The sequence below is a fragment of the Pseudarthrobacter sp. 902506025 genome (assembly GCF_040702325.1).
In the GTDB taxonomy this organism is placed as follows: Bacteria; Actinomycetota; Actinomycetes; order Actinomycetales; family Micrococcaceae; genus Arthrobacter.
The window spans coordinates 70,099-83,349 of the sequence record NZ_JBFBKW010000014.1 but is presented as its reverse complement, the minus strand read 5'-3'; the positions used below and the strand labels follow the sequence as shown (position 1 = coordinate 83,349).

The window sequence follows — 13,251 nt, the reverse complement described above, 5'->3', positions numbered from 1 at the left end:
ACTTCCGATGGGCGATTTAGGCACCGCCGCGGTGGGCCCAAAAAAAGAAGCCCCGGCGGCACTTGCGTGCAGCCGGGGCTAAATTCTTAGGAAGCCAGGACCTCGTCGAGAACGCTTGCAGCCTTCTCCTCGTCGGTCTTTTCAGCCAGCGCCAGTTCTGAAATCAGAATCTGGCGGGCCTTGGCCAGCATTCGCTTCTCGCCTGCGGAAAGGCCCCGGTCGTGATCCCGGCGCCACAGGTCGCGAACAACCTCTGCCACCTTGATGACGTCACCGGAAGCAAGCTTCTCCAGATTTGCCTTGTACCTGCGTGACCAGTTGGTGGGCTCCTCGGTGAACTCGGCGCGGAGCACATCGAACACGTGCTCCAGGCCTTCCTTGCCCACTACGTCCCGGACCCCAACAAGGTCAACGTTCTCTGCTGGAACTTCAATGGTCAGATCACCCTGAGCCACCTTGAGCTTGAGATACATCTTCTCTTCGCCCTTGATGGTGCGCATCTTGATTTCTTCAATCTTCGCAGCACCGTGGTGAGGGTAAACTACTGTCTCGCCGACCTCAAATACCATGTGGACATTTCCCCTTTCCCGCAGACCAGTTTATCACGATTCAGGCATATGACCGGCCGGAGAAAGGGCTCCCAACCGCGAAAATACGCGGGAAAACGGCCCAATCAACCCCCTCCACCCCCTTGACGGATGCGCTGATTAGTGCATCAGGTGAGCGCTCCCACGGGGGATGTGACACCGCCGAATCCTCGTTTGCCCCTCTTTGCCGATAGGCTATGGCTGAAAAAGACTTCAAATTTCTCGAGGAGTACGTGACGTGCGTTCCACTGCGATGAACCGGGCCCAGCGCGGCAAACTGGCACTGACGGCTGCTGCCCTTGGCGCCAGCCTGCTGACCGCGGGCTGCGGTTACATCACGCCCCAGCAGACCAGCCATCAGTACTCCGCCTCGGACGGCATCCGCGCAGACCTCGGTCCGCTGCAGCTGCGGAACATCCTCATCGTCTCCACCGGCGAGAACGAGCCCGGCCGCCTGATCGGTGCCGTCTACAACTCCTCCTCCAAGGACGTGAAGCTGACCGTCAACGGCGCGAAGGGCTCACAGACCGAGGTCTCGGTGAAGGCCAACTCCTCCACCATGCTGACCGAGAAGACCGACGCGGCCATCCTGAGCACCACCGGCGGCAAGCCGGGCTCCCTGGTGGACGTCAAGATCAGCGAGAACGGCACCAACGTCAGCAGCACGGTCAAGGTTCCCGTCCTGGACGCCACCCTGCAGGAGTACAAGGACTACGTCCCCACCCCGAGCCCCTCGGCGACGCCCACGCCGTCGTCCTCTTCTTCCGCAGGTGCGGGCGCAACGTCCTCCGCCGGCGCAACCTCCGGCGCCACGGCAACGGCAACCGCCACCACCCGCTAAAGCGGGCGCTGCAAGCAGCGGACACCAAAAGGGAGGAGCCATGCGGCTCCTCCCTTTTTGCGGTATTTGGCGATGCTGCCTTACGGCTCGAACTTGTAGCCGAGGCCGCGGACAGTCACCAGGTAACGGGGGGCCGAGGGGTCCGGCTCGATCTTGCCGCGGAGGCGCTTCACATGGACGTCCAGGGTCTTGGTGTCGCCAACGTAGTCCGAGCCCCACACACGGTCGATCAGCTGCCCGCGCGTGAGCACCCGGCCCGAGTTGCGCAGGAGCATCTCCAGAAGCTCGAACTCCTTCAGGGGAAGGAGGACCTGCTCGCCGTCCACGCTCACCACGTGCCGTTCAATGTCCATGCGGACGGGCCCGGCCTGGACTGTGGCGGAGATCAGTTCCTCAGGTTCTCCCTGGCGCCGCAGGACAGCCCGGACGCGGGCCACCAGTTCACGGGATGAGTAGGGCTTGGTGACGTAGTCGTCGGCGCCGAGTTCCAGGCCCACCACTTTGTCGATTTCCGAGTCCTTGGCGGTCAGCATGATCACGGGGACGCTGGAGCGCTGCCGGAGCTGGCGGCACACCTCCGTGCCGGAAAGCCCGGGGAGCTGCAGGTCCAGCAGCACCAGGTCGGCGCCGTTGCGGTCGAATTCGGTAATGGCGTCCAGCCCGTTGTCCACCACCTCAACCTCGAACCCTTCTTTGCCCAGCAAATAGGACAAGGGATCGCTGAACGACTCCTCGTCCTCAACAATCAAAATCCTGCTCAAGCGCTAGCTCCTCGTTCTGTTGCGCCGGCGGCGCGGGGTACTTGGGTCAGAGTGGCCTGTTCGGGCGCCCCGTGCGCCGGCCCCGGAGCCGGTGCAGGTGCCGTTGCGGCGGAAAGCGACAGCCCGGCGTCGCCGTCCTGCCCTTCCATCTCGGGCAGCCGGAGGGTGAAGGTGGATCCCTGCCCGGGCTGGGACCACAGCGTCACCTCGCCGCCATGGTTCGATGCCACGTGCTTGACGATGCTCAGGCCAAGGCCCGTGCCGCCCGTCTGGCGGGAGCGGGCGGCATCCACCCGGTAGAAGCGCTCGAAGACGCGTTCCTGGTCCTCCGGCGAGAGCCCGTCCCCCTGGTCGGTCACGGAGATGGAGACCAGGCCGTCCCGGGACCGGACGCCGATGCCAACGCGGGTGTTCGGGGGCGAGTAGCGAATTGCATTGTCGATGAGGTTCCGCAGTGCGGTGACCAGGAGGTCCTGGTCACCGAACACCTTGCCTTCGGTGCGGCCGCCCACCACGATGCTGATGTTCTTGCTTTCGGCGGGCAGCTGGGACCGGTCCACGGCTTCGGCGATGACGGCGTTGATGTCCACGGGGCCGCCCTGCTGCGTCACGCTGGCGCCCTGCAGGCGGGAAAGTTCAATGATGTCCTGGACCAGGGCGGCCAGGCGTGCGGATTCCTTGTGCATGCGCTTGGCGAAGCGGCGCACAGCTTCTTCGTCGTCGGCGGAGGACTCCAGGGCCTCCGCCAGCAGGGAGATGGCACCCACCGGGGTCTTCAGTTCGTGCGACACGTTGGCCACGAAGTCGTTGCGGATCTCTTCTGTCCGGGTGATCTCGGTCCGGTCATCGGCCAAGAGGAGGATGTATTCCTCACCCAGCATGGCGGCCCGGACCTGGACGATGATGGTCCCTTGTCCCAGCGGTCCGCGCGGAAGCTCGAGCTGTTTTTCCAGGATGACGCCGTCCCGCCGGACCCCCGCGGTCATGTCCAGGAGTTCCTTGTGCACCACGGTGTGCCCGCGGACCAGGCCGTACGCGTAGGCCGCGGGGCTGGCGCGGACCACGCCGTCGACGTCGTCCAGCACCACGAAGGCCCGTCCGACGACGGCGAGCACCTCCGCGGCTCCCGCCGGCAGGGCAATCTCTTCGGCATCGACGTCCAGCAGTTCGCGCTGCTTCTCGCTGACCCGGTAGGCAAGCACGCCGAACGTGCCAAGCGCCAGGCCGATAAGGCCGGCAACCAGACCAATGAGCATAGGATCCACAGCTCCACTTTATGCTCTTGCCCGGCGCCTCCAGCCGACTCAAGGCACTAACCGCGAACGGTTCAACTAACGTTCACCTGTGTGGGCATAATCGTTTACCGGGCGATGACAAAGTTAGAGGTCAGAGCGCCCAACGGCGACACGATTCCTGCTGCCCTGGAGCGGCCGGCGGGAGTTCCAAGGAAAGGACGCCCTAAGTGCGTAAGGTTTTTCAGGAAGAACTCACCCAGGTTGGTGACCAGCTGGTGGAGATCTCCCGGCTGGTCAGCGAAGCTATGGACAAAGCCACCACCTCATTCCAGGTGGCGGACGTGGACCTCGCCCAGGATGTCATCGCTGCGGATGCGCGCATTGACTTCCTGCAGAACAGCCTCGATGAGCGGGCCATCGACATCCTGGCGCTGCAGGGTCCTGTCGCCAGCGACCTGCGCATGATCGTAGGGTCCCTCCGGATGAGCGCATCCCTGGAGCGGATGGGTGACCTGGCGCGCCACATCGCACAGCTGGCCCGCCTCCGGTACCCCTCCACGGTGATTCCGGCGTCCATGACGGAGACCTTCAACCGGATGGCGGAGCTGGACCAGGAGATCGCCGACAAGCTGACGGTCCTGCTGGAAAGCCGCGACCTCGAGGTGGCCCGGGACATCCTCAAGGCGAACACGGCCATCAACGATCTGCACTTGAGCGTCTTCAAGGCCATCGCTGCCCCCGAGTGGTCGGAGTCCCCCGCCACCACGGTGGATGTTGCCCTGGCCAGCCGCTACTTCGAGCGCTTCGCAGACCACGGTGTTTCCGTCGCGCAGAAGGTGACCTACCTCGTGACCGGCGCGTGGCAGCCGAACGCCACCGAACACAGCTGAACAAAAACCGCGGAGTACGACGGCGGGCTGGTCACCTGAGGTGACCAGCCCGCCGTCGTCGTTTCACTTTTGACGCAGCGCGTTCTTCGGCCGGAGTGCGTCTAAGGGAGGAACCTCCGAGCACCCGGCGAAGAACCGCGAAGTCTTATTTCTTGCCCTGGTTGGCGACTGCCAGGATGGCCTGCTCGGCGGCCTCGGGATCGAGGTAGGTGCCACCAGGCTTGATCGGCTGGAAGTTTTCGTCGAGGTCGTACACCAGCGGGATGCCCGTGGGGATGTTCAGGCCGGCGATGGCCTCATCGCTGATGCCGTCCAGGTGCTTGACCAGCGCGCGGAGCGAGTTGCCGTGCGCGGTGACCAGGACGGTCTTGCCGGCCTTGAGGTCTTCCTTGATGTCCGATTCCCAGTAGGGCAGGAGCCGCACCAGGACGTCCTTCAGGCACTCGGTGCGCGGAAGGGCGTCGCCCAGGTCCGCGTAGCGGGGGTCGTGGGCCTGGCTGAATTCGCTGTTGTCGTCCAGGGGCGGCGGCGGGGTGTCGTAGGAACGGCGCCACTCCATGAACTGCTCTTCACCGTATTCGGCCAGGGTCTGGGCCTTGTCCTTGCCCTGCAGCGCACCGTAGTGGCGTTCGTTCAGGCGCCAGTCGCGCTTGACCGGAATCCAGCCGCGGTCGGCCTTGTCCAGGGCAATGTTTGCGGTATTGATGGCCCGCTTCAGCAGGGACGTGTAGAGCACATCCGGGAGGATATTGTTTTCCACCAGCAGCTCGCCGCCACGCGCTGCTTCCGCGCGGCCCTGGTCGTTCAGGTCAACGTCCACCCAGCCGGTGAACAGGTTCTTGGCGTTCCATTCGCTGTGGCCGTGGCGCAGCAGAATCAGCTTGTAAGTCATGATTTTCATCCTAGCCGAGCAGTGTTGCCGCCCACCCAGCGTTACATGGCTCCTACAGGGGCCGGGGGTACCGGCCGGAAGCCGGCCCGGAGGCAAGGGATAGGGTTGGGCAGTGGTTCAAAAGGCTGAACGGGTGAACGCCCCGCAACTTTCCGGGAGGACGTCCCCCGCCAGGCGGGGCCGGCCGGTTGGCAACGTGACCCGCGGCACCACCAACCCCAACCGGATGCGCCGGGTGGACCGCTGGCTGACGGGACCGCAGGCCTGGCGGCTCCGGTCGGCGGCGGACCCTCTGGTGGTTGACCTGGGCTATGGCGCGACGCCGGCCACCGCCGTCGAACTTTATGAAAGGCTCGCCGCCATCCGGCCGGACGTGCGGGTCTGCGGGATTGAGATTGACCCCGCGCGCGTGCGGGCGGCCCTTCCGCTGCAGCGTCCCGGGCTGGCCTTCCAGGTGGGTGGCTTTGAACTGCCCGTTCCCGGGCGCCCCGTCCTGGTCCGTGCGTTCAATGTCCTGCGGCAATATGAGGAAGCCGACGTACAGGGTATCTGGCGGATGGTGCAGGACCGGCTGTCCCCCGGCGGTTTGTTCGTGGACGGCACCTGCGACGAAATCGGACGGCGCGTTACCTGGGTGGCGCTGGACCGGGACCGGCCGCTGTCCCTGAGTATTTCGGTCCGTTTCGGCAGCTTCGAACTGCCGTCGGAAGTGGCCGAACGGCTTCCCAAGGCCCTCATCCACCGGAACATCCCCGGAGAACCGGTTCATGCCTTCATGCAGGCGATGGACCGGGCATGGCTTGAGAGCGCACCGCTGGCCTCATTCGGCAACAGGCAGCGCTGGGTTGGCATGTGCCGCAGCCTGCGCGCGGCCGGGTGGCCGGTCCAGGACGGCCCCGCCCGGTGGCGCCTTGGGGAGCTGACGGTGGACTGGGAGGCAGTGGCCCCCCAGGTTTAGGCCCTGCCGGGGCGGATCACCAGGGACCGTAAGGGCCCATGTTGCGGCTGCCGCCGCGGCCTGCGTCCTTCACGGCGGGACGGACATCGGCCAGGTAGACGGAGGCTGCGACAACCGCGGCCAGTCCGAACAGGCCAAGAGTGCTGAAGAGGCCTCCGCCGGCGCCGAACAGCGAAATTACGCCAATCAGGGCCGACCCGCCGGTAAGGGCGAGCCAGAACGTCTTGGTCCGCTTGCCGGTGGCTTCGAAGGCGTTGGGCCGGTGCCGGGCACAGTCCACGAACGCCCAGAGCTCAAGCCCCAGGGCCACCAGGCCGAGGATGAAGAACACTGCCTGCTCTATGTAACTGATTATTATTCGACCGTCCACAAGCCCAGCCTAGCCGTCCAGCGTGTCCAGCGCCTGCTTCAGGTCAGCCCAAAGGTCTTCGACACTCTCCACCCCGACGCTCAGCCGCACCAGGTTCTCGGGGACGCTGGCGGGTTCGGCTGTGTGGCGGCGCCGGCGTTCGATGAGGGACTCGACACCGCCCAGGGACGTGGCGGGCAGCCAAAGATCCAGTGCCTCCACCAGCTTGTCCGCAGCGTCGGCACCGCTGAGCCCTGCTGCGGGCGCCACCTGCACGCAGATGATGGAACCGAATCCCTTCATCTGCGCTTTGGCGCGGGCATGGCCCGGATCGGTATCGAGGCCCGGGAACCGGATGGACTCGATGGCGGGGTGCGCGGCAAGGCGTTCCGCCAGGATCATGGCCGATTCCTGGGACCGCTCCACGCGCAGCGCGAGGGTCCGCAGCCCGCGCAGGGCCAGCCACGCCTCGAACGGCCCGGCGATGGCGCCGTGGATGATGCGGTGGTGCAGCAGTGCGGAGCGGATTTCCGGGTCGGAGGTGGCCAGCGCACCGAGGACGACGTCGGAGTGCCCGGCCAGGTACTTCGTCACCGAGTGCAGGACGACGTCGGATCCCAGCAGCAGGGGCTGCTGGACCAGGGGCGTGGAGAACGTGTTGTCCGTGACGACGATTGCGCCGGCCTCATGCGCGGCCTCCGCGACGGCGGTCATGTCAGCGATGCCCAGCATGGGGTTGGTGGGGCTCTCCAGCCACAACATTGCGGCGGCGTTCCCCGCCGGGCCTTTTGAAGCGAGGGCGTCCTTGACCGCATCGGTATCGGCAATGTCCACGGTCCGCAGTTCGATGAAGCCTTTCTGCGCGAGTTCCGAGGCCATCACCAGCGAGCCGGAGTAGCTGTGGTTGGGCATGACCAGCACGCCGCCGGCGGGAATCAGGGACAGTGCCGAGCTGACCGCTGCCAGGCCCGATGCGTAGAGCAGGCCCGGAAGCGCGGCCCCCTCAAGCTGGCCAAGCGCTTCCTCAAAGGGGTCCCAGGTGGGGTTGGAGTAGCGGCCGTAGCCCCGGTCCCCGTCCCCGAGCGGGCCGGTCCCGAAGTAGGTGGAGGAAAGGGTGATGGGAGGATTGACAGGCTGGTCCCTTTCCCGTGGCGGACGTCCCGCTGCCACCACCACCGTCTCGGGTGAAAGGGACGCGGCCTGGTGCTCGGAAAGACTCATGGTCAAAAGCGTACTGTTCGGCCCAATCGGGCGGAAAAGCAATGTCGCTTTGTGGACGCCGGTCCATCCACCCGTCCTGCACAGGGGATATTCGGAGGCCCGGAATGTCGCCGCGCCTCGGTAGGCTTGAGAAGTGAACAAACAGAGGGCCGGCGTATTCATCGCATTCGAAGGTGGCGATGGTGCCGGCAAGTCCACCCAGGCGGCCCGGCTTGCTGCGGCACTGGAATCCCGTGGCTACACCGTGCTGCGGACCCGTGAACCCGGCGGCACCCCCGTCGGCGAAAAACTTCGCTCCCTGGTCCTGGATCACGGCAACGGCGAGATCGACGCCCACACGGAGGCCCTAATCTTTGCGGCTTCCCGCGCTGCCCACGCCGCCCAGGTCATCCGCCCCGCGCTTGGCCGTGGCGAGATTGTGCTGACTGACCGGTACATCGACTCTTCCGTGGCCTACCAAGGGGCCGGCCGCGACCTGGGCCAGGACGCTGTGCGTTCCCTCAATGAGTGGGCCACGTCGGGCCTCCAGCCGCACCTGACTGTCCTCCTGGACGTTGACCCGCAACTGGGGCGTACCCGCAGGACCGCGGGCCAGGCAGCCGAGGACCGCCTGGAATCCGAAGCTGACGAGTTCCACACCCGGATCCGTGACGCCTTCCTTGAGCTCGCGGCGCGCCGCCCCGCCTCCTATTTGGTCCTGCCGGCCCACTTGCCGGTCGATGACCTGGCCGCACGGATCCTCGCGAAGGTCGACACCCTGCTTGATGCTCCCTTCGCAGCCGTGCAGGATGCAGGAGTGCAGGATGCTGTTCCGCAGCCGGCCGTCCCGGGTGCCGCGAGCGACGGCGGTGGCTCGTGACCGTTTGGGATGACCTGCAGGGCCAGCCCGCCGTCGTCGAACAACTGCGCCAGGCTGCCAGCGGTGAAGGCCTGACGCATGCGTGGCTTTTTACCGGGCCGCCGGGGTCCGGCCGCTCCAATGCGGCCAAGGCGTTCGCCGCGGCGTTGAACTGCGACCAGGAGGACGTGGGCCTGCGCGGCTGCGGACAATGCCAGGCGTGCCACACGATTTTGGGCGAAACCCATTCTGACGTGACGTTCGTGCGCACCGAAAAGGTCACCATCACCATTGACGAGGCCCGCGAACTCGTAGCGACGGCGGGGAACCGGCCGTCGTCGGGGCGTTGGCGGATCATCGTGGTGGAGGACGCTGACCGCATGGCGGAGCGGACCACCAACGTGCTGCTCAAGGCCATCGAGGAACCTACGCCGCGCACCGTGTGGATGCTGTGTGCGCCATCCCCTGCAGACGTCCTGGTCACCATCCGCTCGCGCTGCCGCAGCGTTGCCTTGAGGTTGCCGCCGGCCTCGGATGTCGCCGCCCTGCTCGTCAGGCGCGACGGCGTGGACCCGGCCCTGGCGGAACAGGCAGCCCGCACAGCGCAGAGCCATGTGGGCATTGCCCGCCGGCTGGCCAGGGATCCAGCGGCAAGGGAACGGCGCCTGGAGACGGTCCGTTTTCCGCTGGGACTGCGGGGCGTAACGGCCGCCGTCATGATGGCGGACAAGCTGGTCAAAATCGCCACCGCAGAGGCTAACAGCTCCAACGAGGAGCGGGACGCCGCGGAGAAAGCCGCCCTCCTTGCCACTTTGGGGGCGCCGGAATCCGGAACCCTGCCCCCGGCCATGCGCAGCCAGCTGAAACAGCTTGAAGACGACCAGAAACGCCGCGCCAAGCGATCCATCACGGACTCTCTGGACCGGACGCTCACCGATTTGCTGTCGTTCTACCGGGATGTACTGGTCATCCAGCTGGGGAACGCCGTGGAACTGGTCAACGTTGAGTTGAGGAGTGAGCTGGAGGAGTTCGCCTCCCGCAGCACTCCGGAATCCACGCTGGCCCGGATGGACGCCATCAACAAAGCCCGTGACCGCATCACCACCACCAATGTTGCCCCGCTGCTGACCATCGAGTCCATGGCGGCCAGCCTGATCCAGCCCTCCAAGGAGACCCGATGACTGCCCGCCCCCTGCCCGCACGCCACAGGTCCCTGACGGTCGCCGTCCGCGCCGCGGGTGCCTTGGTCCTGGCCATGGTCCTGGCCTCGTGCAGCCTCCTCAACGGCGGCGGCAAGAACCCGCCGGAGACGGCCACCGCCAAAGCCGATCCTTCGATCGTTGCGTCCGCTCCTGCCGGGCTGGAAAAGTTCTACTCGCAGGAAGTGGTGTGGCAGCCCTGCGAGGGGGAGTTCCAGTGCGCCAAAGTGACTGTCCCCATGGACTACGCCAATCCGGGCGGCGACACCATCCAGCTTGCTGCGCTGCGGGCGCCGAGCACGGGCAAGAAGACGGGCAGCCTCCTGGTCAACCCCGGCGGCCCGGGTGCCTCCGGCTATGACTTCGTCAAGGATGCCGCCGGAACCCATTTTTCAGCTGCTGTCCGCAACGCTTATGACCTTGTCGGTTTCGATCCGCGGGGCGTCAAGCGCTCCGCCCCCGTTGCCTGCATGACGGACGCGGAACGTGACGCATCCCGGGCCAAGATCTACGCCCTCGACACCGATGCCGGGCTGCAGGAGGCGCTGGCGGACAACAAGGCCATCGCCGGCCAGTGCGCGGCCCAAACCGGCCCGGTCCTGGCCCACATCGACACCGTCAGCGCCGCCAGGGACCTGGACGTGCTCCGGGCCGTGGTGAACGACACCAAGCTGAACTACCTCGGATACTCCTACGGCACGTTCCTTGGGTCCACCTACGCCTCGCTGTTCCCGGACAACGTGGGCCGCATGGTCCTTGATGGCGCCCTGGACCCCTCCATCACCAATGAAGAGCTGACCAGCGGCCAGGCCCGGGCCTTCGAAAAAGCGCTCCACACCTTCGTGGCCAGCTGCCAGAAACAGGGCAAGTGCCCGCTCAGCGGCGACGCCGACTCCGGCGTGCAGCAGATCCGTGACCTGATCAACTCCATCCGGGAGACGCCCCGCACCGCCAAGGACGGCCGGCTGGTCAACGCAACCACGTTTGTCAGCGGCCTGATCACCCCGCTCTACAACGACCAAAGCTGGCCCGCCCTCACCCAGGCACTTGAGGCCGCCATGTCCGGAGATGTGAGCCTCATGCTCCGGCTCGCCGACCTCGGAGCCGACCGAGCGTCCGACGGTTCGTACACCTCCAATTCGACCTTCGCGTTCAACGCCATCAACTGCCTTGACTACCCCATGGTTTCGGACGCCGCGGGCATGCGGGCCGAAGAGAAGCGGCTGGAACAGGACTCCCCCACCCTTGGCTACTTCTTTGCCTACGGCGGGACCACCTGCGCGGACTGGCCGTACAAGAACGTCCGCACACCGGCGCCGGTGGAATACAGCGGGGACTCCCCCATCGTTGTCATCGGCACCACCGGCGATCCCGCAACCCCCGTCGACTGGGCTGCATCACTGCGCAAGCAGCTGGGGAACGCAGCGCTGCTGACCTGGAAAGGCGAGGGGCACACCGCGTACGGCCGGGCCAACAGCTGCCTCGAGGACTCCGTGGACAAATACCTGGTGAGTGGAAAGGTTCCGGCCGACAACACTGTCTGCTGACCGCCCCGGCAGCCCGGACCCACCCCATTTTGACCGGGGCGCGGGGACTCTATTACAGTTGACTCTTGCATGAAGCGCCCGGTTCCGCCGGGGATTTCGTGCGGTGCTTCCTTAGCTCAGTCGGTAGAGCGTTTCACTCGTAATGAAAAGGTCATCAGTTCGATTCTGATAGGAAGCTCGGGATAAATCCCGGACAGCCCCTTCTTTTAGGGGTTTCCGGGGTTTTTCGCTGGTTAACCGGCTTTTCCGGCTTCTACCGCACGCCCGGGAAATGGCCTCCGTTACCGGCCCAGCCCCCGCTGCCGGTAGCCGCGGGCCCAGATGACCTCAGCCACGGCGCTGAGGGCCATGGGAAATGCGACGACGGCGGCCAGGTGACGCAGCAGGCTGTAGGGGTCCGCCAGCGCCGCCCAGCCCACGAGGACGCCTGGCAGCCCGACACAGACGGTCACCCACACCGGGTTGCCCCGGGCATGTGACCATACGGAAGCTGCAACGGACACGGCACACCCGGCGTAGACAAACAGGTTGCCGGTCCACGACTGCTCCATTTCAGCCGGCGTGGGCAGCCAGAGAAACCAATCGGCACGAGCGATCCCGTAGCCGACCAGGACCAGCGAGCTGAAGACGAGCAGGATCCAGGCAGTGGTTCCGGCCCACCGCCGCGCGGCGTCCGAACCCGTCCCCAACGGGCTGTTCTCCTTGGCAACCAACTCGTCACTTGCCGGCGATGAAGGCCTCGATCCGGGCCACGTGGACTTCCGCCAGGCCGTGGTCAGGATCAGGCTGTTCGAGGTGCACCGGCTGGCCATGACCGCTGGCCCATTCCCTGGCGTCCGGGCCAAGGACGTCATCGATCCATACGACTGAGTCCCAGTCAGCGTTGTCGCCGGCGTCCATCCTGGACAGCCACCGGGCAATCGATGTCAGTTTTGGCGTCGGCACGCCCGCGTCGGACTGCCGGAACACCATGGTGACCCGCAGCGGTTCGACGTCGAGCTCCAGCTGGGCTTCCAGCCCGGCTACCGTGTCCGCCGGCCAGGTGGACGCCCACGCGATGCGTCCGCTGCGGGCCAGGCGCCGGACCAGGGCGCGCTTCTCGTTGGAGAGCCGAAGCAGCGGCCCGTCACTCCCGCCGCCCGGGCGCACGGCGGGATTCAGGACGCCATCGATGTCGAGCAGGATGATGGGCTTCACGGTTTGATGCACGACGGGAAAGTAACGGCACCGCGGGCTGTCCGACGGACCACCGGGCCGGTGAACCCGGCCGCCGCCGGTGAGGTTGCTGCTGTCATGTCCCACTCCCCCAAGTGCCAATGTTGCGCTGAGTCTACTACCTGCGGGTGCGCCGAATTTTCGCGGGCCACGCCGTGGTCGGGCGGGGCCTCAGGCCTTTGGAAACTCGTTCAGCTTCGATCGGATGAAGTCCTGGTCTTCGCGGGAAACGGCCGCCTCGCCGTGCTGTCCCGTGGGAAGGCTCTCCCCGCTCTCTTTGGAGATCACCGCCGTGATTGTTCGTGGCAGTATCTGGCATCCCGGGTTGTCGATCAGCCACTTCTGGGTTGCCGGGTCAAGGCGGCCCCACCGGTCTTTGAGGTTCATTGCTGGATGTAGCCTCCGTGCTCAGGTGACAAAACTGACTCTGAAGCGGGCTGCTGCGCCCACCCCAAACCACAAGTAAACGCCGGCCCGGGCGGAGGGCACAGGGACCAAAGTCCCTGCGGCGGGCGCTTTATTACGGCCGCCGCCCCGGCGCCGGCCAAGGTTCAGGAAACGGCAAGGCAGCCAAGGTATCCTCCCGGTATGACCCCCCGCTTCCAGGCTGCTGTTGCGCGCGCTGCTGCCTTCGACGCTGCATTTCCCGCAGGCTGCAGCCTGCCCGCGCCTTCCCCGTCTGCCGGCCCGGACAGGGCAAGCCGGGCACGGGCCGCAG

15 protein-coding genes and 1 tRNA gene are annotated in these 13,251 nt (G+C 66.0%); 7 read left to right on the top strand and 9 right to left on the bottom strand.

Annotated features, from left to right (window positions below; translation table 11 throughout):
- Positions 1 to 86 precede the first annotated feature (86 nt).
- Positions 87 to 569, bottom strand: a complete 483-nt coding sequence (locus AB0280_RS19960; RefSeq protein WP_011690592.1) for a CarD family transcriptional regulator — start codon at positions 567 to 569, stop codon at positions 87 to 89.
- A gap of 271 nt (positions 570 to 840) precedes the next feature.
- Between AB0280_RS19960 and AB0280_RS19955 the strand changes: the two genes are divergently transcribed.
- Positions 841 to 1,428, top strand: a complete 588-nt coding sequence (locus tag AB0280_RS19955) for a hypothetical protein (RefSeq protein ID WP_159635768.1) — start codon at positions 841 to 843, stop codon at positions 1,426 to 1,428.
- 80 nt (positions 1,429 to 1,508) lie between these two features.
- Here the strand turns inward: AB0280_RS19955 and AB0280_RS19950 are convergent, their stop codons facing one another.
- The gene (locus tag AB0280_RS19950; RefSeq protein WP_142119926.1) at positions 1,509 to 2,189 is read right to left on the bottom strand and encodes a response regulator transcription factor; all 681 of its coding nucleotides are present in this window, start codon (positions 2,187 to 2,189) and stop codon (positions 1,509 to 1,511) included.
- Positions 2,186 to 3,445 (bottom strand): sensor histidine kinase, encoded by a 1,260-nt coding sequence (locus AB0280_RS19945; protein WP_275181025.1) that lies wholly within the window; start codon positions 3,443 to 3,445, stop codon positions 2,186 to 2,188. Before AB0280_RS19945 ends, AB0280_RS19950 begins: the two co-directional genes overlap by 4 nt.
- 206 nt (positions 3,446 to 3,651) lie before the next feature.
- Between AB0280_RS19945 and phoU the strand changes: the two genes are divergently transcribed.
- Entirely contained in the window at positions 3,652 to 4,314 is a 663-nt protein-coding gene (gene phoU / locus AB0280_RS19940) for a phosphate signaling complex protein PhoU (RefSeq protein WP_159632912.1), read from the top strand.
- 145 nt (positions 4,315 to 4,459) lie between these two features.
- Here phoU and AB0280_RS19935 read toward each other — a convergent pair whose 3' ends face one another.
- Positions 4,460 to 5,206, bottom strand: coding sequence for a phosphoglyceromutase (locus tag AB0280_RS19935; RefSeq protein WP_159632913.1), 747 nt, complete (start codon positions 5,204 to 5,206; stop codon positions 4,460 to 4,462).
- Positions 5,207 to 5,339: 133 nt separating this feature from the next.
- Between AB0280_RS19935 and AB0280_RS19930 the strand changes: the two genes are divergently transcribed.
- Positions 5,340 to 6,164 (top strand): class I SAM-dependent methyltransferase, encoded by an 825-nt coding sequence (locus tag AB0280_RS19930; RefSeq protein WP_307488044.1) that lies wholly within the window; start codon positions 5,340 to 5,342, stop codon positions 6,162 to 6,164.
- Between the two features lie 16 nt (positions 6,165 to 6,180).
- On the opposite strand, the gene AB0280_RS19925 is transcribed toward AB0280_RS19930, so the two are convergent.
- Together AB0280_RS19925 and AB0280_RS19920 are read right to left on the bottom strand one after the other, a co-directional pair.
- Entirely contained in the window at positions 6,181 to 6,534 is a 354-nt protein-coding gene (locus AB0280_RS19925; protein WP_159632915.1) for a DUF2516 family protein, read from the bottom strand.
- A 9-nt stretch (positions 6,535 to 6,543) separates the two neighbouring features.
- Positions 6,544 to 7,734, bottom strand: a complete 1,191-nt coding sequence (locus AB0280_RS19920; RefSeq protein WP_307488041.1) for a trans-sulfuration enzyme family protein — start codon at positions 7,732 to 7,734, stop codon at positions 6,544 to 6,546.
- A 133-nt stretch (positions 7,735 to 7,867) separates the two neighbouring features.
- On the opposite strand from AB0280_RS19920, the gene tmk reads away from it, so the two are divergent.
- The 4 genes from tmk (at position 7,868) to AB0280_RS19900 (ending at position 11,496) form a co-directional block, all read left to right on the top strand.
- Positions 7,868 to 8,593, top strand: coding sequence for a dTMP kinase (gene tmk / locus AB0280_RS19915; protein ID WP_307488039.1), 726 nt, complete (start codon positions 7,868 to 7,870; stop codon positions 8,591 to 8,593).
- Positions 8,590 to 9,753: a DNA polymerase III subunit delta' gene (locus AB0280_RS19910; protein ID WP_224024971.1), complete on the top strand. Its 1,164-nt coding sequence runs from the start codon at positions 8,590 to 8,592 to the stop codon at positions 9,751 to 9,753. The genes tmk and AB0280_RS19910 overlap by 4 nt, the downstream gene beginning before the upstream one ends.
- Positions 9,750 to 11,318, top strand: coding sequence for an alpha/beta hydrolase (locus tag AB0280_RS19905; RefSeq protein ID WP_307488037.1), 1,569 nt, complete (start codon positions 9,750 to 9,752; stop codon positions 11,316 to 11,318). The genes AB0280_RS19910 and AB0280_RS19905 overlap by 4 nt, the downstream gene beginning before the upstream one ends.
- Positions 11,319 to 11,423: 105 nt before the next feature.
- Positions 11,424 to 11,496: transfer RNA gene (locus AB0280_RS19900), tRNA-Thr, on the top strand.
- A gap of 103 nt (positions 11,497 to 11,599) precedes the next feature.
- Here AB0280_RS19900 and AB0280_RS19895 read toward each other — a convergent pair.
- The 3 genes from AB0280_RS19895 to AB0280_RS19885 all read right to left on the bottom strand — a co-directional run bounded on the left by AB0280_RS19895 (position 11,600) and on the right by AB0280_RS19885 (position 12,920).
- Positions 11,600 to 12,007 carry a hypothetical protein gene (locus AB0280_RS19895; RefSeq protein ID WP_275180870.1) on the bottom strand — a complete coding sequence of 136 codons (408 nt, stop codon included), beginning with the start codon at positions 12,005 to 12,007 and terminating at the stop codon, positions 11,600 to 11,602.
- A gap of 28 nt (positions 12,008 to 12,035) precedes the next feature.
- Positions 12,036 to 12,527 carry an HAD domain-containing protein gene (locus AB0280_RS19890; RefSeq protein ID WP_224024965.1) on the bottom strand — a complete coding sequence of 164 codons (492 nt, stop codon included), beginning with the start codon at positions 12,525 to 12,527 and terminating at the stop codon, positions 12,036 to 12,038.
- A 177-nt stretch (positions 12,528 to 12,704) separates the two neighbouring features.
- On the bottom strand, positions 12,705 to 12,920 hold the full coding sequence (locus tag AB0280_RS19885; RefSeq protein WP_224024964.1) for a hypothetical protein: 216 nt from the start codon (positions 12,918 to 12,920) through the stop codon (positions 12,705 to 12,707).
- Between the last annotated feature and the right edge of the window lie 331 nt (positions 12,921 to 13,251).